Raw genomic sequence first — 21,332 nt, 5'->3', positions numbered from 1 at the left:
GGAGGCCGGCTGCCGGCTGCATTGCGCGACAGACCTGATTGAAAGGATATCTTACTGAAAGAAGTTTTACAAATAGGTTTTATATAAGTGCGATGACAGCCACGGCCACGAAGGGGAACAGGGCCGCAAGCAGGCACCGCATACGGTCAGTGACGCGTATCCGCCTGGCGTTTACGCTGATCCTTCTCGATCGGTTCGATGTCATGCACATCCATCCCCGGGATCTTGGCCCACGAGTACAGCACCATCATGACGACGAATATCGGGAGGGACACCCCAAATGCAACCATCAATCCTGACCACTTGTAGTATGCCATCACGGTAACGACCAGCAGAATCAGCATGACCAGCGAACTCAGTGGCCTTACGACCACCATGGAGAACGAAGTCCGGACAATCCATAGCGGACCTTCGTCGAAGTTGGCTCTGATCGCCCAGCTCACCAGTACGAACAGCGCATACAGGAGATTCAGCACCAACAATATCCCGGATACGGCGAATCCCATGGTGCCCAGATTATTGTGCTGGACGAACCAGTATTCCCAGATGAGCACCAGCCAAATAAGGGATTGCGGCCATCCGAAGAGATTGGCCGCCAGCAATTCCTTCTTCCATGTTCGATGGAAAATCGTCCAGCTCTGACGAACCGTCCATGAGCGGTCTTGCGGATTCAAAATCCAAGCCCTGTATGTCGCATAAGATGCGGCGATCGACGGGAAGAGCCCCCCGAGGATCAATCCCATAATCGTGTGGACGATGACCGCGATATTCACCACCAGAATCATCATGACAATACGGGCCAAGTACTCATAACCAAGTGCGAAGCGCTTCATAAGTCCACCTTTCATAGTGCATATTCGTCATATCCGCTCCCGGCACACACGGTCACCCCGTATTCACCAAGCGCATGCACCGGAAACCGCCTGTACCACCTCTAAGGTCGAACCCGGTGCATTACGATGTGCGCGCAAGGGGGCATAACACCGACCCCCTCACCACCCACACTGTCGATCATCAATTGCGTACCAGGACCTCTTCGAGAGCCGATATCACGCTTTCCTCCAATCGCTCCTCATGGATCAGTCCCTGCTCGTCCCTGCTCCGGTATGTCATCGTCCGCAACCCCGGAAGCGCCCTGACGCCATTACGCCGCAATGCATCATGGGCTCTTTCTTTCAGAGGGTATGCGATTTGCGCGTCCATGCAGATGGAGAAAATATCCTGCTCAACAGGGTCGTTCGCCAGTGCAAGGCCATCAGGGAAAGCCACTTCGATCTCCTGTCCCGTGGGCAAGGAATCCAGAGGCACTCTGACACTTAGGGTTTCGTCATCATATGTGACCCCTTCGTACGGCGCACCATTGACGAGGACCTTCGTCACCGGAGCTGCTCCACGGAACACCAGTGTCCAATGACGTTGCTCAGGTACGATTCCCCGAACACCGGTAGCTTTGCCTATCGTCAGCGTGCTGCTGGCAACATCAAAGCGGATTGTCGTATCCGCTGCATGCATGGCATCCAAATCGCCACCGGGTGCATATATCCCGTCATCTTCACGCATGGTGAAGGATCCGTCCGCACCTGGGAACACCAACACATCCAACGCCTCCGGATTGCCGACCTCATTATCACCGGCGTCACTCTGCAGCGGCACGATACCCCCTGCTTTCGCAAATACCGGCATGGAGTCAATACCCCTCCACACATAAAGACTCAATCCCGATTCGGCATCGGCATCGTAACGCCTTCCCGTGAAGAAATCGAACCATTGCCCTTGAGGAAGCCAAACCTTGGCCTTCGCCCGCATCACATCCCTGGACACGGCCTCGGTTATTGGCGCGGCAATCAGCTCAGATCCGAAGAAGTACTCATTCGGCACCGCATAGGCCTCGCCCTGCTCCGGATACTGCCAGTACATCGGCTCGATGAGTTCCTCTCCCTCAGCGGCATTACGCCAGTTCATGGTGTACAAATATGGCAGCAGAGTCTGTCTCGTCCTCAACATCTTGACCATGGCCGAGCGAACGGGTTCATGGAAATTCCACGGCTCCTTGCCGTTGAATGGCGATGCGCTCGAATGCAGACGATTGATGGGGCTGAACGTCCCCAATTGATACCAGCGCGCTTCGAGCTCTTCATCCCTCACGCCCTCCATGTGCCCACCGATGTCGTGGCTCCACCAGCCGTAGCCGATGTTGGACGCGGTTGCGGTGAAATACGGTTGGAAGCGCAGCGATCTCCAACTCACCACGGTATCGCCTGAGAATCCAACGGGATAGCGGTGAGAGCCAGGTCCCGCATACCTTGAGAAGGTCAGTGGCCAACGGCCATCTCTTGCGGAATCAAGGTAGTGGAGATGGTTGAGCATCCAGAGTGGGTCAAGACCCACCTGTTTGGTCAGACCACCTTGCTGCCAGTCGATCCACCAAAAGTCGACACCCTCCTCCTCCAAATCGTGATGCATATCGAAATATGCATCAACGAATTTCGGATTGGTCAAATCAAATTCGATGGCTTCACCGCCATCGGGATCCACACCCATGCTCAAGGCCATCTTGCGATAGGCCCGCTCGAACGCACGCACGCCGTCGCGCGGATGAACGTTCAAAGTGACATGCATGCCTTTCTCATGGAGCTTCGCCAGAAAACCCTGAGGGTCGGGGAATAATTCAGGATCCCATGTATAACCGGTCCAACCCGAGCCGTATTCCTCAGGGATATCAGTGAGGTGCCAATCCATATCTATTACCGAAGTGGTAAAAGGCAACCCTTCCTTCTCGAAGCGGTCCATCAAACCGAGATATTCATCGGCACTGTAGCGATAGTACCGGCTCCACCAATTCCCAAGCGCGAAACGAGGAAGCAGCGGGGTGGGCCCCGTCAGTTTGTAAAAATCCTTGATGGCCTGGCTGAATCGATGGCCATAGCCAAAGAAATACAAGTCGCTTCTGCCCTCAGGTCGAGGCATGATTCGTACGATCTCACCCATCGAAGGTGCATGACCTGTGTTGCCATCGATGCCATCTTGCACACATGAGGCTTCAGCAGTAAGGATGTTCGTCTTGGAATCGTCGATCACCGACCACCCATCGCGCGAGATAAGCCCTTCACCCAGCTCTATAGCTCCATCGGCTCCGTCAAGAGTACGCGCGGTACCCTTGAGATTCGCATGCTGGTCGAAGCCATAATGCCAGGTACCGCTGTACCCATCCATGCCTTTTACCCTGATCTGCAGACCCTCTTTGCTGAATGGCCGACGATCGTAGCTCAGGTGGAGCGCAGGCGTCTCGATGACCAGCAGATCATCCTGCTCATACACATGCATGTCTATGCTCTTGCCCGCCATCACATCACGGTTGATCACCGTCTGGCTGCAGTGATCTTCAAAGGCTCCATCCTCGGACCATTCCAATCGGACGAGCGATTCCGTAAGCACCCCGATTCGCCAGTGGTTCCCTGCGATTACATAGGCATCGTCCATCAGAGGGTGTGCACCTGAAGGATACGTAAAACGAGGATTGCTATACGATGAGATGGTCATATCAACATTGCTTTCTGTAGATCGTTCTCGGAAATTGTGGTTGCCGCTTTGCCAGGGACCGAGCCTCTTGTGTTCCTGTAATCCACGGCTACCAGACTATCCAGATGATGCGAAGACATGGCCGGTCATATGCGCGTGGCGTTATCCACCCACAGTCGTCCGGCCATGCCCGATTTCATCAGCCCTTAATCGCACCAATCATGACGCCCTTGTTGAAGTATTTCTGCAGGAAGGGGTATATCACCAGCAGAGGCAAGGTCGAGACGATGATGATCCCGAACTTGATCTGGTCGGCGAAATTCTGCGATTGTGCCGCGGTCATACCCGCAGAGCCTTGGTCGGTCTGGTTGGCCAGCAGGATCATCTGAAGCACGTTCTGCAAGGGTTGCTGATCCTGGTCACGGATATATATCAGGCCCGTGAAGTAATCATTCCAGTGTCCCACAAAGCAATATAAACCGATAACGGCAATGATCGCGCTCGAAAGCGGCAACACGATCTTGAAGAAGAATCCGAAATAGGAGACACCGTCCACTCTCGCCGAATCGCGGAGTTCTTCAGGTATCGACCCTTCAAAGAAGGATCGCGCGATAATCATGTTATAGACGCCGAACGCCCCCGGGAGGATAAAGACCCACATGCTGTTGAGCAGCCCGAGTTGCTTCATCAGCAGATAGCTTGGAATCAGGCCACCGCTGAAGAACATGGTGAATGCGAAGAGGAACATGATGACGCGTCTTGGCTTGAATTCCCTGCGTGACATGGCGAAGGCCGAGGGGATCGTCACAATCAGGTTGACCGCCGTACCGAGAACCGTATAGACAATGGTGTTCCTATAACCGATCCATATGCGCTCATCTGTCAGGATCTTCGAGTACCCGGAGATACTGAAACCTTTGGGCAGGAGATTCACCTGACCTGTCGCCACAGCCGTCGGATCGGAGAGGGATGCGATGATGATGAACCAAAGCGGGTAAAGGATCGCGATCACGATCAACGCAACGATCACGGCGATTACACCATCAATCACCCGGTCGCCCAACGTCTTCTGCTGATGCGCAGGATGTTGAAGCGAATTGTTTCTACGTATTTTCTTCTTCGGCGGTATGACCGTCGGTATCGTTGAAGCTCCACGCTGTAAAAATGACATAATTCCCGCTCCCTAGAAGATGCTCGTATTGCTGGCACGCTTGGCTATCGTGTTCGCGATAACAAGGAACACGAAGTTCACCACCGAATTGAATAGTCCTATGGCCGTGGAATACGAGAACTGGTTATCCAGAATTCCGATCCTGTAGGTATAGGTCGATATGACTTCCGAAGCGGTGATATTCAAGGTATTCTGCATCAGCCACACCTTCTCGAATCCGACGCCGAGCACTGATCCCATGTTGAGGATGAGCATCACACCGACCGTGGGCAGGATAGTCGGGAAATCAACATAACGAATCAATTGCAGACGTCCGGCTCCATCTATCTTCGCCGCTTCGTACAAGGCCAGATCCACTGAGGACAGAGCTGCGAGATAAATGATGCAGTTCCATCCCATATGCTGCCAGATTTCTGAGATCCAATAGATCGAAGTAAAGGAGTTGGGATCCCCCATCAGGCTTTCACGACCGAAGAAACGACCAAGGAGTCCGGTACCGGGAGAAAGGAAGATCTGCAGCATGGACACCATGACGACCGTGGAGATGAAATGCGGCATGTAGGTGATCGTCTGTACAAAACCCTTGACTTTGGAGCTGCCTATCTGATTGATGAGCAGAGCCAGAATGATGGGCGCTATGAATCCCATGACCAGGGTCCACAGGCTGATACGGAAGGTGTTCGTGATGATCTCGACGAACATCGGATCGTTGAAGAACTGACGGAAATACTGGAACCCAACCCAATCACCGCCTGTCATGCCTTTGGTGATGTCGTACTTGCGAAATGCAAGTTGAACCCCATACATCGGGACATAGGCGAATATCACCACGAATAGGATTGAGGGAAGCGCCAACACCCACAGTTGCCAATACTGATGAAAATGCGTCGCAAGACGTTTGAATAAGGGCGCGTGCCTGCGCGCCTCGATGTTGTCGATCACAGCGGAATTTCCGTCGTTCTCTCCACTCATAGCTTCCTCCATCCTAAATTTCGCAAACGAAAGCCGACCATGGGGCCAGCTCGTTCGCCTGAACGTGTTGTGCGATTGATTCGATATCCTCATTGGCTATCAGCACCTGCGAGGCAGCCGTGAACCCTTTGAGCAAATCATGGGTTTCATCACCAATAGGGGCAACACTGGAAGACACATTGCCAACCACCAGAAGGCGGCGTTCTCCCACACTGCGCAAAAACGCGAAGACATGAGGATCCGATACGTCGACCGCCCTGAAATCGCCGGCAGCGACAACATCATCGGTATGTCGCAACTCGATGAGTCTGCGGTAGAAATCGAAGACCGAAGCGGGATCATGCGTCTGTGCCGCGGCGTTGATCTCATTCTTATTGGCGTTCACCTGCAACCAAGGCGTCGATTCCGCATCCGCGGACATGAAACCTGCGTAGGTTGTGCTGTCCCATTGCATCGGAGTGCGAGAGTTGTCCCTGCTCACCGCTGCAAGCGAGCGCATCATCGATTCACTGCTCTGCACATGTGCGGAATCAACACGTTGATGATAGGCGTTGATCGATTCAAGATCGCGGTACTGCTTCAACTTCGTGAATCCCGCGTTGGTCATCCCGATTTCTTCGCCCTGGTAGATGTACGGCGTTCCCTTGTGCATATGAAGGAGCAGGGCAAGTGCTTTCGCGGATTTCACACGCAGTTCGGGAGTGGAGGTGTCCCCCCATCGAGACAGCGCACGAGGCTGATCATGGTTGTTGAAATAGAGACTTGCCCAGCCGCTTGTCGCGACTGCCTGCTGCTGCTCGATCATCGCTCTTTTGAGCTTTGGAAGCTGCAAGTTTTCCATATTCCATTTGGCGCCGTTCTGATCCACTCCAACATGGTCAAAGAGGAACAGCATATCGAGTTCCCCATTGGCGGGATTCGTGATGTGCTCATTGCGTTTCGGCGAAATACCCTGCCCTTCCCCGACGGTCAGATAGCCTTGTCTGCCTTCGAAGACTTCGTGTCTCATCTCCTGCAGGAATTCGTCAAGACGAGGACCATCCATGCTGAAAGGCCACGGGCTGGAATATCCTTCCTCGCCTGCAGGCTCGTCAGCTATCAAGCCGTGCTCTTCCCCGGGCAGTCTTCCATTCGCATCGATTTGTTTGGAAATCAGCGTGATGACATCCATACGGAATCCATCGACACCACGATCGAGCCACCAGTTCATCATCTCGTACACGGCTTTGCGCACTTCCGGGTTTTCCCAGTTGAGATCCGGCTGTTTTTTCGAAAAGGTATGTAGGTAGTATTCACCGCGCCTGTCGTCATATTGCCATGCCGACCCCCCGAACGATCCGCCCCATTGGTTTGGTTCCGCACCCGGAGTGCCTGGAACGCATCCTGTGCGCGCAGGGCGCCACCAGTACCAGTCGGCATGATCGCTGTCAGGATTCCTCGAGGACTGGAACCAGGCATGCTCATCAGAGGTGTGGTTGACCACCAGATCCATCACGATCTTGATGCCATAGGAATGCGCCTCAGCGAGCAGGGCATCCATATCATCAAGAGTGCCGAACATCGGATCGATGTCGCGGTAATCAGAGATGTCATATCCGTTATCATCCTGAGGTGAGCGGTATACGGGACTCAACCAAATGGCATCAATGCCCAGGTCCGCCAGATATCCCAGACGCGATGCGATACCCTTCAGATCGCCGAATCCGTCGTTATTGCTGTCCTGGAATGAACGCGGATATATCTGGTACACAACGGCATTGGCCCACCACGGATTCGGGGTCGCTCCATTGGTGTGAATTGCGTCGGGGATGAGATGACGTTGCTTGGTGGTCATGACTGCTCTTCTTCACTTTCTTTGATGCGAACCAGACATGCGGACCGGACATCGCCGTCTTGCATGCATCGGGATTGCGCAGGGGATTTGCACATCATCAGGCGAGGCGGTTGTTTACCGCCTCGCCTGATGATGTGAAGCGACGAAAACTAGTTCGTGCTATTGAGATTGACGCCTATGGTGTCCATGTTCTTCTGGAACGCATCGTAGATCTGTTGTTCAAGCTTGATGTTCTCTTCAAGCTTGTTCTTCTTCAGATTCGCTACGTAGGAATCCCATTCGCTGTCCACACCGCCCTTGGTGACCCACTGGGCGAATTTGCTCATCGCCCCTTGGGTGATGCCGGTATTGTTGGCATTCAACGTGGTTGTCTGCTCAGGTGTCATCGGCATATTGGCATAGAGCACATCCTTGTTGAAGTCGACATTCTTGTAGTCGTTGTCATACACCGCGTCCACGCCTTTGACCTCAGTGTGCGCGGATGGCAGATCGAGCTTCATGTCATCGCTGATCCAACCCGGGGCCCCGTCGGCAAGAGACTGGTAGAACTGCCAATCGGAAGCACTGTCATGATCAGCAGGGGCATCGAGAATCTTGTAATTGTTTTCAGCATTACGCTTTACCGCAGTGCCGAATGAACCGTAACGGGCCTGAACGGAGATGTCGGGGCTGTAGAAGGCATCGACCAACTTGAGCGCGGCCTCCTTGTTCTTGACCTTGGCAGAGATGACGGCTCGATCGGCCTGGTAGGCAAGATCATCACCGTTGTAAGCCCAGACAGGCGTCTCGGTCTGATTGGCATCCATCTTCAACGACGGAATGGTGACATACTGGCTGGCCAGCTGCGGGCCGAAGATATCGGAGGGCGTCCACATCCAGGTGAAACCAACAGTTGCGGTATTGCCGCTGCCCTTAGCGGTACCGGTGTACTTGGACCAGTCGTGAGTGAAAGCCTCAGACGAGATGACGCCATCAGACCAAAGCTTGTGCAAATAGGTGATCAACTCTTTGTAGCTTGGATCGGTGAGGTAATTCTTTACCTTGCCGTCCTTGACATACATACCCAGTGCGCCATTGGGCACTGTAATGCCTGCGCTGGCCAGCAGGACGTTGGGCTGGAACAGACCGAACCCTCCCGTTCCCGGCGAGTTGAAGTCCATGGGGACTTCGTCCGCCTTGCCATTGCCGTTCGGGTCCTGGGTTTTGAAGGCTTTCAGAACCGTCTCAAGCTCAGACCACGTGGTTGGGACCTTGAGTCCGAGCTTGTCGAGCCACTGCTTGTTGATGAACATGTGGTTGCTGGTACGTGCGGTCACTTGACGTGCCACGGTCGGCGCACCGAGTATCTTTCCATCGGTGGTCGTGGATATGACCTGGGAATACGGTTCGGTCTTGAACACCTTGGAGAGGTTCGGCATGCTCTTGAGTTCCGGTTTGAGATCGAGGAACAGGCTGCCATACTCACCCATATCACCTGAGCCGAAACCACTGATTGTCACATCAGCGACCTCTCCCGCCGCCAGCGATGCCTGCTTCTGCTGATCCCAGGATGAACTGGCGACTTCCTGCCATTTGATCGAGCAATCGCAAGCAGTCTCAAGATCCTTCGTCCAGCCCATCTTCGCCATTTTCTCTGCTCGCGCATCCTTGACGACCTGAACAGTAACAATGGGTTTGCCATCTTCAGTGGTTGCGGAATCATTGCCACCACCGCATGCGGACAATGCCAGAACCGTGACGCAAGCCATGGCACCGACCTTCCAAACCGCGCTCTTCTTCACCATGCGAAGTCTCCTCCTTGATCTTCGATCTGTGTGCAACGCCTTAGTTGCCGCCTTATCGAGCCCTCAGCTCCTCAGGCAAACAAAAGTGTAAATCAGAAGAAACATTTTCGCAAGTTTTCCAATTTCTTTCATTTCATCTGGCTTTATACCCTGCTGGGGGCACAATAGAGGAGATACGTCATCGTGAACGGAGCATCAGATCGTGGCAACAACACTCGCAGACATAGCGGCAAAAGCAGGCGTGAGCCAGGCGACGGTCTCTCGCGTCATCAATGCCAAACCAGGTGTTTCCGATGATTTGCGCGACACCGTCAAAGACGCGATAACATCCTTGGGCATGCCACTCGACAGGTTACAGCGCAATGGCACACGACTTGTTGCCATCATCACTCCCGACCTGTCCAACCCGATCTTTCCTGAATACGTGACATCGCTGATCACCCTTCTCGCCCAGAGAGGCTTCCTGGTGATCGTATGTGCATACACCCAGTCCGGCACATCCGAGGACGGGTATCTCACAATGCTGCAGAGCCAGCAATTGGCTGCGGCCATATTCCTAGGAGGAAAGTACGACACCAAGGACACCGGTCTGACGATCTATCGTTCGCTGAGCGAACGCAATATCCCCACAGCTTTCCTCAACGGAGCGCCACGGGACATGGATGGCCTCTACGCCGGGACCGATGACCAGACCGCGATGACGATGGCGCTGCGCCACTTGAGAGACTTGGGCCACAGACACATAGGACTACTGCTCGGGGACAGGAATCACTACCCTTCGATCCTTAAGCATGAGGCGGCACTGGCATTCTTCAAAGAGGAACACATCAAGCACGCGGACGACCTGACCGCCTGGACCACCTACGGTGTGGAATCCGGGCAAATGGCGGCGCGAGCGCTGTTCGAACGAGGAGCTTCGGCGATTGCCTGCGCGAGCGATCAGCTTGCTCTTGGAGCGATCAAGGCGGCGGCATCCCTTGGGCTGAGCATTCCCAAGGATGTTTCCGTTACCGGATATGACGATTCGCCAGCCATGCGCTATATGTCACCATCATTGACCACCGTTCGCCAGCCGGTCGACAAAATATGCCAGTCGACGATAAACGGATTGATGGCCATGATGGAGAGCCGCACTCTGGCAACACACCGAGATGTGTTACTTTTTGAACCTGAACTCATCGTTCGCGAATCAACCGGCCGTTGCAGCAAACTCTGACCTGAGCCGGCATATATTCAAACCGTCACGACGTACCGGGCACCAGCATCATATGCCAGGTATTCATCGAGGATCGCCATGTTTGGGCGACCACGGATCGGGTGCTTCAGCAAGGTGCGACTCTTCCATACCACCGGAAATTCTGCATCCTGCCATAAATGGTATTGAATAACACTAGGAAAACTTGCGCAAAGTTTTCTATTCATTACACTTAATGCTATTCGACTCGCGATGCAGCGATACGGATACAGTAATCAATGGGGATGAAATAGAAGAGAAAACAAGGAGCTTTAATGCACGCCCACTTTGGGAATATTTCCAGTCATATCCATGCATTGCGGCGCCCGGCCGTGACCTTGACCGCATTATGCGCCGCAGCCGTCATGATGGCTGGTCTGGCTGCACCGGCATCGGCAGCGGAAAACGATACGAAAGCCGTTTCAAACGCGATTCAAAGCGGGTCGCCGTCGCAAACCGCGGATACCGCCACCCTGCGCACCTGGTGGCATGACAATGCCGAGAAGAACGGCAGCAGCGCCATTGCGGACGGTACGGTCCGCGAATCACCGTACTACTCGACCTCGGTCTCCCAGTCGGGAGATGAGCAGACGTCATACAAATCATTCACCTACATCAGTCTCCCGCGCAGTGGCAACGGTAAAGTCGGGTACACGGAGCAGGACGGCGCCGAATTCGCCGCGGACAGCAATCTGTCGATGTCATGGTCGACATTCGAGTACTCGGCCGATGCCCAGGTCGATGTCAGCCTAGATACTGGGCAGAGCATCACGTCACCCGATCAGGTGACCATCCGCCCGACCAGCGACAACTTCAAGAAGACCCTGATCAACGATCACACCGTTCGTATCAGCGTTCCGTACAGCGATGCGGGATACCGCTTCTCGGTGGAATTCGAACCGCAGCTCTTCACCTCATACAACGATAATTCCGGAGGCTCAGGCGCCCTGACCACCGACCCGTCCAGCGGCATGGCGGTCAGCACCGAACCACGCAACGCGATGCTCGTATTCGCACAGCCGATGCTCACCGGCAGCAAGGCCAGCGAGCATATTCCGGACAAGGACGCTTCGAACGTCAAGCAAATCAGCACCGGCGCGGTCAACGACCTCGATAGCATCGACGAAAACATCGACACACTCTATTTCGGTCCGGGAACCTATTGGATGGGCTCACAATACCGTGCTCAACTGCCGGCGAACATCAAGTGGGTCTATCTCGCTCCCGGGGCCTACGTCAAGGGTGCATTCGAATTCCTCTCGGATACCGCGAGTTTCAAGGTCACCGGGTATGGTGTCCTCTCCGGGGAACAGTACGTGTATGAGGCGGATACCGAAAACGGCTACAAGCACCTTGACCCGAACAAATCCGACTGCCACAGCTCATGTGTGAAAATGCTCCAATTCGAGTCCTCAGGAACTCCTCAGACCCTGGATCTGCAAGGCGTCACCGTGGCCAACCCTCCCTATCACACCTTCGTCATGTACGGTGACGAGGATGGCCCCTTCGCCATGACGGTCAACAACTACCAGCAGATCGGTGGCTGGTACTGGCAGACCGACGGCCTGGAGATGTACAAGGGCAGCACACTGAGCAACTCCTTCTTCCATTCCAATGATGATGTGATCAAGCTCTACCATTCCAACGTCACGGTGAATAACAACGTGATCTGGAAGAACGAGAACGGACCGGTATTCCAATGGGGATGGGCTTCCCGCGATGTCGACAAGGTATCCGTCGCAGACACCGACATCATCCACAACCGCATGTATTGGAACGATCAGAAGTACAACACCTGCGTCTTCAACTCCTCCTCCTCATATCTGGACATGGGGGCGACGAATCTGGCCGACACCTCGAAAACCTTCCAGAACATGACCTTCACCAATACCAATGTTGAAGGCATGGTCAACTGCGTGGCACGAATATATTCGATGCAGAACACGAAGAACATCCGCATCGATGGGCTGCATGTGGATGCCTGGAACAAGCTCAGCGTCGACGCTCAACAGAACTTCTTCAAGGCCTTCACCGACAGCACCGGCAAATCCGTCACCATCGGAAACCAGACCACGGAGAACAGCGGTCTGCTGCTCCACAACTACACGGTCGGCAACACTTCGATCACCAAATCCGGAGACAATTGGGCCTCCCAGGAACTCGGACGCCTGAACTTCGACGCCGCGCTCTGGGACAACTGGGACGCCACCGCCGATGATGAACCCCAGGGGCAGGCACCGGAGCTCTCCGTCACCGGCGTCACCGACGGGGAGACGGCGGAGCAACGCAAACTTCCCGTATCCGGTGAGAGCGATGCCGCCAGCGTGCGCATTTCGGTGAACAACGGCGAGGATGTGCCCGTAACCCTTGGAGAAGGGAAATTCAGCACTGCGATCACACTCCCGGAAGTCTCCAACACCGTGCGCATCACAGCGGTCGGCAGCAACGGGGTGATGACGGTCAAGCGTTACACCGTCTATGCCTTCGGCAGTCTGACCGGAAGTCTCAGCGACCCCAAGGGTGACGACAACGGCCCGGGCAGCTATGTGTATCCAAGCAACGGGGCCTTCAGCAAAGGAAGTTTCGATCTGCGTTCCTTCTCCATCTATCGCGACGGGGATACGGTGCGTTTCGTGACCACAGTTGACGGTGCCATCTCCAACGCATGGGGAGGCAACGGCATGAGCACCCAAAGGCTGAACATCTATCTGCGCGCTGCCGCCAAGGCGAATGCCCGTTCCGCTTCGACCGCCACAGCCGAGCTTCCCGGCACGAACACCTTCACCCAGGGTGCCTGGCAGAAAGCGATCGTGGTGGATGGACGCAACAACGGCTCCCGCTATGAGAGCGGCGTGTACAATCCCGGATCGGCCCCCGAAAAGTCCGCGGACGTGAGTGTGAGCGTCGTGCAAGGCAATGCGATCGTCGCTTCCCTTCCGGCCAGTTCCTTGGCGGGCATCGATCTGAGCAAGGCGGGATACCAGATTGCGATGTTCAGCAGCGCTGAAGATTCGGAAGGCATCGGCAATGTAAGGCCTGTCTACAGCAAGGCGTGCTGGGACGGGCAAGAATCATGCGGAAGCTTCGTCCAGCAATACCGCTTTGGCGGGGGCCTCGGCGTCGTGGCGGACAATGCGGCACATGACAGCATCACCACGGACAGCAATGCCATCGACGTGTTCTCCGGGAAGCAAAGCCAGGCCAAGCTGATGAGCCTCGACAAGTCACAGGTCGTGCTCCCCTTCCTGTATCTGCAGGACTCGGATACACCGCAGCCGAGTGACGATCCGTCCTCGAAGGGGACGGGATCAGGCGGCGGTTCACATGCGAATGCGCAGTCCGGCAGCGGACAGTCCGACACCGCACAGTCGCAGGTGAAGACAGGAGTGCTGGCACGAAGCGGCGTGAGCGTCGGATCGATTCTGGCGGTCGTCCTGCTGCTTGTCATCGCGGCGGGCATATCGTATCGAATCCGCCAGTTGAAGCACCGCTAGATGGAACACTGCAGGGTGAAACACCGCTAGCTCAGCGGTCATAGAGCCCGGGTTACCCATGGAAGCCCCGGGACGATGCCGGATGTCGGTCATCGTCCCGGGGCTTTCGCGTATGGAGCAGGCATTCATGCGGATAATCGCCGCAGCCCCTCCCTCTGCCTGAGTCCTGCCCTGTAGCGCACGAGCCAGGCGCAGACGATCAACCCGACCTCCTCCTGATGGCCGCCACCATAAGCGCCCCCACTCCTGAAGCGACCAAGACCACGATGGCGAGCGCGATCAGCAGACCAACCCCTGTTCGCGCCAGTGATTTCACCGGTTGCGTGACGGACGAGGAGGCCCTCTCCCCTTCGGCACGCTCATCGGAGCTTATCGTCGTCGTCTCGCCATCAATGCCGAGGTAATGCGCATCAAGGATGTCGCCGTCCTTGTTCCAGAGCGTGGCTTTCCAGAACACCGATCCCTCCTTCCGCGCCTTCGCGGCAGGACTGCGGACCGTCTGCGTCGTCAGGGAGTAATCGAGCGGCACACGCTCCTCATTCATGATCCTTCTACCGGCCGGTGATGGCAGCCCGCTGCCTTCAAGGGCTTCATAGGCGCTGAATGTCACATAGGATCCCTCTTCGACGCTGCCTCTCACCAACGCCGTGTCGTGGAAGGCATCCGCTACGCCCACCTGCATCGGGCTCACCATCGTGGTCAGTGAAGGTTGTGCACCATGTGGCCTTTGATCCACCCTGACCCTCTCCCAGGCATCGTCATAGGCACTGGTGACGGCCATGGCACGATCGTCACCGGGGAAGCTGTACACAAACACGTAATAGCCGTGCGATTGGGCGACGATACTCACCGGATCGCCATGCGCGTCGGGAGCCCCTCCACCGACCTTGATCGCACCGTTACGTGCCGGATACTCCCAGGTCCCGATGACGCGATGATGGGCGTCCTCTGTGGGGACCTCAACGGTCCGCGGTTCGTACAACGCATCCTTATCCTGATCATTCACGTCACCGGACCACACCACGCTCACCGTGGCTATCGGCACATCCGCAACGAAGCCGAAACCGGCATTCCCCGCGAAAACGCCATGGTCATCAGGGAACCCCGAGACGCTGATGGTATCGCTGATCACGCTGCCCTCGGATGCGGAGTGCTCCGTCACCGTGGAATCGACAGCCACCATCGCCCTGGCGGAGAGCGTTTCCGAGGGCTCCGGAAAACGCGTGACGACATCCTCCTGAAGAAACTCCCTCGTCTGCTTCGGCTGCCCGTCCACCGCTATGATCCATACCCAGGTCCCGAAGCCACCCGAAAGCGGCGCCACATAGTTCTGCGTCCCTTCCCGATCTGTGGTGGCGGAGACCGTGACCGACTCGCCGGAGCGGCCGAACACAGCCGAAGCATAGGCGTTGGGAGTATGCCCGGCCCGCTTGAGCTCATCGAGATAAGCCGTGCCGGATGCACCGGTCTCACTGAAGTCCTCGCCCAGGGTCTGTGGCGTGAGCGCGTCGAAGTAATAACCTTGCGCCTCCACATCAACCCCGGATGCCCACACATCCCCGGCCTTGGTTCCCGAGATCACGGTGTCCTGCACGGCTGCGCCGTGATTCACGACTTTGTCGGGCACCACGGAGGACAAGGTCGGGGAGAAGGATTTCCGCACTTGGAAGACCTCCGCCACGGCCTCGGCCTGACGGGGCCCTGAAATCCTGAAATAGTCCTGGCTACTGATCAGATGCTGCGCTCCCGTGATCTCATAGTGCAGTTTGGCCTCAACCGTCCCATCCCCCGTTGCCGACCACTCCAGATCAATACCGCCGGAGATGGATGTGCCTTGGATGGTCGACTTCCCATTGGCGGTGAACACCGCCGGCCCTTTCAAGGTCAGGGTGAAGGGGACACCAACAGCGGCCCCTCCTCCCGCGTTGGTGACACGGACATTCACGACCCCCTTCCTCGTGCCTTCGGTGAAGCTCACGCCAAGCCGCCCATCGACCGGAGTCTCCTCGCGCGCCTGCTCCCATAGACGCTCGGCCCTCGCCAGCACGTCGGGGCGATCGGATCCCAGGCTGCTGCGCCGGCTCTTCCAGGCATCCGCCTGAAGGTCCAGATGATCGTGGACCAGCACCGCGAGCGCGGCCTGGTTCAGTGGATCGTCATCATCCTGCAGAGCCCCGGCGAGATGGGCGACGGAGCGTGCCGGCTCCGAATCCTCAATCGGCAGCTCCTGCGCATACCACAGCTCGTCGGGTGTGCCGGTTTCCATGCAGTATGCCTTCCTCCCCTGCCCGTCAACCGCCATGGGGCCGATCCGATACGTCACACCCTGATGCATGAAGCTCACGGTATTGGCTGGATCCACCGGATACAGACCCACATCGGCGGCCGATGACGCCGCGAACACGAATGCCACTGCGAACACGCAGATCATCGATATGATGCTTAACGCCCTTCGGCGATGGACATGAATACCCATAACTCTCTCCTTTGCGACAGTCCGCGCAGCCCGCGGTGCTAAGAGATTTCCATGTTCGAATTCCTACGCCCAACAAGGCTTTCCGGTGTGGTCGAACTTCGGGGATCATATAAAAAGTGGACAAGCAGTCAAAGAGTTGGCGACAAACGCTCGTTTGCTTCATACAATGGTTGTATGACAGCACCACATCGCAGCGGGGCGCACGCAGCCGAGCCCGACTCATCCGGCACATCAACAAGGAGCTCTTCGCGCGCGAAGAAGACGAAGGCCCATGCTCCGAAAGCCTCGGCACACAGCACCGTGGATGTCCGCTTCGGACGTGTCGTGATTCTGGACATCACACCCTCACAGGAGGGCGATGCCTTCCCCGCCCGCGTTGAGATAGGCGAGACGATCACCGTCAGCGCTCAGCTTTTCATTGAAGGTCGCATGAAGGTGGGTGCGACCGCGGTGCTCCGCAACCCGCAGGGCCGCGTCGTCCAACGTCGTGCGATGAGCTGCGTCAATGCCGGGCTCGACAGATGGTCCGTGCGGTTGCAGGCGGGCAAGCACAGCGATGCATTGCCCTGGGATAAGGCTTTTGCCGCCGTCAAACGGCAACTCGGCCTGTGGTCCGTCACCATCGAAGGATGGGAGGACCGCTATGCCTTATGGCTCCATGACGCCGCGATCAAGGTCCAGGTCAATGACGACGTCGCAAACGCCCTCGACGAGGGGGCTTCGATACTCACGCGTTGGGCTGAGGACGCTGATGCAGGACTCGGTGCGCGTGCGAAGAAGGTGTTGTTGAAGGCTGCCCGAGATATCGCGGATCCTTCGGTGGATATCGCGAAACGATTCGCGGCCGCCGATTCACCGGAAATACACCGGCTGCATGACAGCAACCCCCTGAGGGACCATATCAGTGAAAGCCAAGCCAAGGTGTTCCGGGTTCAACGTCCGAAGTCGAGCTTCGCATCCTGGTATCAGTTCTTCCCACGCTCCGAAGGAGCCTATCTGGATCCGCGCAGCCATCAGATCGTGCAGGGCAATTTCCTCTCCGCCGCGGCAGGTCTTGAACGGGCCAGGAAGGAAGGCTTCGACATCGTCTATCTTCCCCCGATCTTCCCCATCGGTCGGAGTAACCGCAAAGGGCGCAACAATGCCCTGATCGCTGGGCCGACCGACCCCGGTTCACCCTTCGGCATCGGCTCGGCCCTCGGCGGCCACGATACTGTGGACCCGAAGCTCGGCACCATGGATGATTTCCGTTCCTTTGTCGGATCAGCCCACGCCCTCGGCCTTGAAATCGCCTTGGACTTCGCCCTGCAATGCTCCCCGGATCATCCCTGGGTGAAGCAGCATCCCGACTGGTTCCGACACAAGGCGGACGGCAGCATCGCCTTCGCCGAAAACCCTCCGAAGAAATACCAGGACATCTACCCGATCGATTTCGATAAGGATATGGCCGGCATCGAACGCGAGGTCATACGGATTCTGGAGCTGTGGATCGACGCGGGTGTCACGATCTTCCGCATCGACAATCCGCATACCAAACCCGTACGCTTCTGGCAGGATGTGATATCCACCATAACCGCAAGGCACCCGGAGATCCTCTTCCTCGCGGAGGCCTTCACACGTCCCGGCATGATGCTCGCGCTGAGCTACGTGGGCTTCACCCAGTCACACTGCTATTTCCCTTGGCGCAACACCAAGGAGGAGCTGCAGGAGTATCTGGAACTCACCAATAGCGATATGGGGTATTACCAGCACAACTCCTTCTGGCCGACCACCCCGGATATCCTCACCGATTATCTTCGCGACAACGGCATAGCCGGCCATGCGGTACGCGCGGTCCTCGCGGCACTGGGCTCACCGAGTTGGGGCATATACAGCGGATACGAACTCATCGAGAACCGGCAGCGACCCGGATTCGAGGAACAGATCGACAATGAGAAGTACGAGATCAAGCTGCGCGATTGGTCCAGCGCCGATCGGCTGGGCATATCGGTTTTGCTCACAACCCTCAACGATATCCGTCGCAGACACCCCAGCTGCCAGGGCTACCACAACCTCACGGTGCTGCGTACCGATGACCCCTCCATCATCGCCTTCGCCAGGCACACCCCTGCCGACTTCACCGAGAACGGCCGCGACGACACCCTCTTCGTCGTGGTCAATCTCGACGGCCATAACGCCCACTCCTCCGGTGTGCATTTCGATCCCGCCGATTTCGGATTCGACCCCGGACAGAGCCTCGATGTGCATGACGAATTGAGCGGACGCGATTTCAGCTGGACGGGGGATGACTACGTGTCTTTGGCCCCTTGGGCGGATGTGGCCCACGTCCTCACCGTCCGGCCTTCATAGTCGCCGCGTCATGCGATCCGGGAGGACGACGGGGTGAAGGCACGCACCTGAGGCTTTCGCCCGCAACGGGTATTGTGGTTGCCGTAAGGCACTCATTGACTATTAGCAAGGAGACGACATGGCAGAAACATTCGATGTGGTCGTTGAGATCCCACGCGGTTCACGCAACAAGTACGAGGTGGATCATGAATCAGGCCGCATCAAACTCGACCGCACCCTGTTCACCTCAATGGGCTACCCCGATGATTACGGATACATCGAGGGCACGCTCGGCGAGGACGGGGATCCCTTGGATGCTCTCGTCATGATTCCGAATTCGGTGTTCCCGGGCTGCATCATCGAATGCCGCGCCGTCGGCCTGTACCATATGGTCGATGAGGCGGGTGGGGACGACAAGGTGCTCTGCGTCCCGGCTGATGTCCGTTTTGACGACATCAAGGACGTCTCCGATGTCTCTGATTTCCACAAGGCTGAAATCAAGCACTTCTTCGAGCAGTACAAGGCTCTTGAACCGGGCAAGGAAGTGCAGCCAGGTGATTTCTGGACCGATGCCGAAGCCGCGAAGAAGGAAATCGTGAAGGCCGTGGAGCGTCTGGCCGAGTCCGAACGGTAGAGACACAGGACATACAGGAGCGGCGGCGAGGTTGCACGACGGTGATTACCGTGCAACCTCCCCGCCGCTCCTGTATGCTCGGCCGCATACCTCCCCATGCCTTGCCCTGGTGTGCGTTGCCGCCTGAGCCGAGGATCCCGGACCATCCCAGCGAAGAGAAGGACCGATCGTCAGAAGATGAGGAAATACATGGCCAGGGTTGCCATATACATGGCGATGCCACCGATCATCACCGGCAGGAGAGCCACCCCTATATAGTCGTGTGAACCGTCCTCGGCTCCCTCACGCCACCAGGATGCGGCAGCAGCCCCCAAGGACAGCAGAATCAGCAGCACAACCGCCATCACGATGACCACACCTGCGACATGCTTCCCGCCGCCCGACGTCAGGGCTATCGCGATGAAGACCGGAAGGAAGCACCATCCTGCGGCCGATACGCATGCGATGCCGCCGAAAACGGCATGCGACAACGATCTGATGAGATGGGAGCGCACCGTGCGCAACATCTGCGTTATGAATCCGACGATCACCAGAACGGTCACGAGTATGCCGAAGACAACCGCCCACGAAGTGATGGAGGCCCTTGAGGTGGCGGCTCCCGGATCCCGGACGAGATGGGGAACGACCATTCCCGCTGCCACGAACGCGCATATGCCCGCAAGGCCCGAAACCATGCGCTCGACGACACTCGTCCTGAAGGTGTCATCGAAAGGCCACCAGCGCAGCAAGGCTCCCAGCCCCGTGACGGCGACCAGGATCGTCCATACGATAAGGACCGGATCGGATGGCCATATGGAGACCAACGCCGCAACGATCAGGAGCGCCGCATACGCGACGAGTTGGGTGATGACCACTCCTTTTGCGCTGCGAGGAGTACGAACATCCCTCTCGCGTACCTCTTCTCCACTCATAACCGCACCCTTCGATTCCTCGATTGCTTCCCCCGCGATGGTCACACGAGTTGCGTAGGACTCCAATCTAGCGCGAAGTGTCCACCACACCTATTACAAAATAAAGCAATTGTTGCTGCGACTGTACAATGAAACACAATCGTTCAACAGCAATCCATCCTTAAGATCAAAGGGGAACCGGCGTGACCGACTTGACGTTGATGACGTTTGCGGGTGATCCTGCAACCGTGTTGCCTTCGCTTGCGCTGCTTTCCCACCGTGTTCGGGTATTGCCGATGGATGCCGCCTCACTGGTGAAGATGCCGGAGAACACGATTCTGTTCCTGGATGCCAGAGATGATTTGGCTACCGCCAAAACATTGTGCCGTCTGATCCATGCTTCAGGACTCTCCACTCCGATCGTGCTGGTACTGACCGAAGGCGGATTCACCGTGGTGAATTCCCAATGGGGCATCAGCGATGTGGTCGTGTCCTCGGCCTCCCCCGCGGAGGTCGAGGCCCGCTTGCGACTGGTATCCGAACGGGGCAATTCCGTTGCGGACACTTCAGCCCCCACCGGGGCGAAGATCGAGGGGATAGACGGACAGATCAGGTCCGGCGACCTGCTGGTGGATACCAACGGCTACACCGCAAGCCTGCATGGGCGTCCGATCGATCTGGCCTATAAGGAATTCGAGCTGCTGAAGTACCTCGTCCAGCACCCGGGGCGGGTGTTCACCCGGGCTCAGCTGCTGCAGGAGGTTTGGGGATACGACTACTACGGCGGCACCCGCACGGTGGATGTGCACATCAGGCGCCTGCGCGCCAAACTCGGTGGGGAATACGAACACCTCATCGGCACCGTGCGCAATGTCGGCTACCGTTTCGACCCTCCGGAAGGTGAACTTCAGGACGATGTCGCCCGGGCGCAGGCGATTGCATCGCTGCCTGACGACATCCCGGTCGACGGGGAATAAGCGGGGCTGGTTTTGGTCA

The 21,332-nt window shown here is 56.8% G+C and carries 14 protein-coding genes; 5 read left to right on the top strand and 9 right to left on the bottom strand.

Translation table 11 applies throughout. The features are described 5' to 3' along the window. Positions 1 to 146: 146 nt before the first annotated feature. The 6 genes from BPSY_RS04430 to BPSY_RS04405 form a co-directional block, all read right to left on the bottom strand. Positions 147 to 833: a YesL family protein gene (locus tag BPSY_RS04430; RefSeq protein ID WP_033494609.1), complete on the bottom strand. Its 687-nt coding sequence runs from the start codon at positions 831 to 833 to the stop codon at positions 147 to 149. Positions 834 to 1,014: 181 nt separating this feature from the next. Further along, on the bottom strand, positions 1,015 to 3,480 hold the full coding sequence (locus BPSY_RS04425) for a glycoside hydrolase family 31 protein (RefSeq protein ID WP_033494938.1): 2,466 nt from the start codon (positions 3,478 to 3,480) through the stop codon (positions 1,015 to 1,017). Positions 3,481 to 3,718: 238 nt separating this feature from the next. After that, positions 3,719 to 4,690 (bottom strand): carbohydrate ABC transporter permease, encoded by a 972-nt coding sequence (locus tag BPSY_RS04420; RefSeq protein ID WP_081884251.1) that lies wholly within the window; start codon positions 4,688 to 4,690, stop codon positions 3,719 to 3,721. A 12-nt stretch (positions 4,691 to 4,702) separates the two neighbouring features. Further along, positions 4,703 to 5,662 (bottom strand): ABC transporter permease, encoded by a 960-nt coding sequence (locus tag BPSY_RS04415; protein WP_033494608.1) that lies wholly within the window; start codon positions 5,660 to 5,662, stop codon positions 4,703 to 4,705. A 13-nt stretch (positions 5,663 to 5,675) separates the two neighbouring features. Next, positions 5,676 to 7,496, bottom strand: a complete 1,821-nt coding sequence (locus tag BPSY_RS04410; protein ID WP_033494607.1) for an alpha-glucosidase — start codon at positions 7,494 to 7,496, stop codon at positions 5,676 to 5,678. A gap of 149 nt (positions 7,497 to 7,645) precedes the next feature. After that, positions 7,646 to 9,280, bottom strand: a complete 1,635-nt coding sequence (locus BPSY_RS04405) for a type 2 periplasmic-binding domain-containing protein (RefSeq protein ID WP_033494606.1) — start codon at positions 9,278 to 9,280, stop codon at positions 7,646 to 7,648. A 202-nt stretch (positions 9,281 to 9,482) separates the two neighbouring features. Between BPSY_RS04405 and BPSY_RS04400 the strand changes: the two genes are divergently transcribed. After that, on the top strand, positions 9,483 to 10,496 hold the full coding sequence (locus tag BPSY_RS04400) for a LacI family DNA-binding transcriptional regulator (RefSeq protein WP_033494605.1): 1,014 nt from the start codon (positions 9,483 to 9,485) through the stop codon (positions 10,494 to 10,496). A gap of 17 nt (positions 10,497 to 10,513) precedes the next feature. On the opposite strand, the gene BPSY_RS11605 is transcribed toward BPSY_RS04400, so the two are convergent. Next, complete coding sequence (locus tag BPSY_RS11605) at positions 10,514 to 10,702, bottom strand: hypothetical protein (RefSeq protein ID WP_156099243.1); 189 nt, start codon at positions 10,700 to 10,702, stop codon at positions 10,514 to 10,516. Between the two features lie 87 nt (positions 10,703 to 10,789). Between BPSY_RS11605 and BPSY_RS04395 the strand changes: the two genes are divergently transcribed. Further along, positions 10,790 to 14,008: a glucodextranase DOMON-like domain-containing protein gene (locus BPSY_RS04395; protein ID WP_100841076.1), complete on the top strand. Its 3,219-nt coding sequence runs from the start codon at positions 10,790 to 10,792 to the stop codon at positions 14,006 to 14,008. A gap of 199 nt (positions 14,009 to 14,207) precedes the next feature. Here the strand turns inward: BPSY_RS04395 and BPSY_RS04390 are convergent, their stop codons facing one another. Then, complete coding sequence (locus BPSY_RS04390; protein ID WP_033494604.1) at positions 14,208 to 16,484, bottom strand: hypothetical protein; 2,277 nt, start codon at positions 16,482 to 16,484, stop codon at positions 14,208 to 14,210. Between the two features lie 174 nt (positions 16,485 to 16,658). On the opposite strand from BPSY_RS04390, the gene BPSY_RS04385 reads away from it, so the two are divergent. Further along, on the top strand, positions 16,659 to 18,833 hold the full coding sequence (locus tag BPSY_RS04385; protein ID WP_033494603.1) for a maltotransferase domain-containing protein: 2,175 nt from the start codon (positions 16,659 to 16,661) through the stop codon (positions 18,831 to 18,833). 118 nt (positions 18,834 to 18,951) lie between these two features. Then, positions 18,952 to 19,446, top strand: coding sequence for an inorganic diphosphatase (locus tag BPSY_RS04380; RefSeq protein WP_033494602.1), 495 nt, complete (start codon positions 18,952 to 18,954; stop codon positions 19,444 to 19,446). A 170-nt stretch (positions 19,447 to 19,616) separates the two neighbouring features. Here BPSY_RS04380 and BPSY_RS10990 read toward each other — a convergent pair whose 3' ends face one another. Continuing rightward, a complete protein-coding gene (locus tag BPSY_RS10990) occupies positions 19,617 to 20,357 on the bottom strand; it encodes a hypothetical protein (RefSeq protein WP_152596765.1) in 741 nt (246 codons plus the stop codon). 182 nt (positions 20,358 to 20,539) lie between these two features. Between BPSY_RS10990 and BPSY_RS04370 the strand changes: the two genes are divergently transcribed. After that, positions 20,540 to 21,313: a winged helix-turn-helix transcriptional regulator gene (locus BPSY_RS04370; protein ID WP_081884250.1), complete on the top strand. Its 774-nt coding sequence runs from the start codon at positions 20,540 to 20,542 to the stop codon at positions 21,311 to 21,313. The last annotated feature ends 19 nt before the right edge of the window (positions 21,314 to 21,332 follow it).

The sequence above is a fragment of the Bifidobacterium psychraerophilum genome (genome assembly GCF_000741705.1).
In the GTDB taxonomy this organism is placed as follows: domain Bacteria; phylum Actinomycetota; class Actinomycetes; order Actinomycetales; family Bifidobacteriaceae; genus Bombiscardovia; species Bombiscardovia psychraerophila.
Note: the sequence above shows the minus strand (reverse complement) of the source record. Positions and strands in the feature narration are given on the sequence as shown.

Bases quoted from the DNA above. Each gene is read 5' to 3' on its own strand.
- BPSY_RS04390 (WP_033494604.1), bottom strand. From the start codon at position 16,484: ATGGGTATTCATGTCCATCGCCGAAGGGCGTTAAGCATCATATCGATG.
- BPSY_RS04425 (WP_033494938.1), bottom strand. From the start codon at position 3,480: ATGGACGATGCCTATGTAATCGCAGGGAACCACTGGCGAATCGGGGTG.
- BPSY_RS10990 (WP_152596765.1), bottom strand. From the start codon at position 20,357: ATGAGTGGAGAAGAGGTACGCGAGAGGGATGTTCGTACTCCTCGCAGC.
- BPSY_RS04410 (WP_033494607.1), bottom strand. From the start codon at position 7,496: ATGACCACCAAGCAACGTCATCTCATCCCCGACGCAATTCACACCAAT.
- BPSY_RS04420 (WP_081884251.1), bottom strand. From the start codon at position 4,690: ATGTCATTTTTACAGCGTGGAGCTTCAACGATACCGACGGTCATACCG.
- BPSY_RS04395 (WP_100841076.1), top strand. From the start codon at position 10,790: ATGCACGCCCACTTTGGGAATATTTCCAGTCATATCCATGCATTGCGG.
- BPSY_RS04385 (WP_033494603.1), top strand. From the start codon at position 16,659: ATGACAGCACCACATCGCAGCGGGGCGCACGCAGCCGAGCCCGACTCA.
- BPSY_RS04430 (WP_033494609.1), bottom strand. From the start codon at position 833: ATGAAGCGCTTCGCACTTGGTTATGAGTACTTGGCCCGTATTGTCATG.
- BPSY_RS04380 (WP_033494602.1), top strand. From the start codon at position 18,952: ATGGCAGAAACATTCGATGTGGTCGTTGAGATCCCACGCGGTTCACGC.
- BPSY_RS04405 (WP_033494606.1), bottom strand. From the start codon at position 9,280: ATGGTGAAGAAGAGCGCGGTTTGGAAGGTCGGTGCCATGGCTTGCGTC.
- BPSY_RS04415 (WP_033494608.1), bottom strand. From the start codon at position 5,662: ATGAGTGGAGAGAACGACGGAAATTCCGCTGTGATCGACAACATCGAG.
- BPSY_RS11605 (WP_156099243.1), bottom strand. From the start codon at position 10,702: ATGAATAGAAAACTTTGCGCAAGTTTTCCTAGTGTTATTCAATACCAT.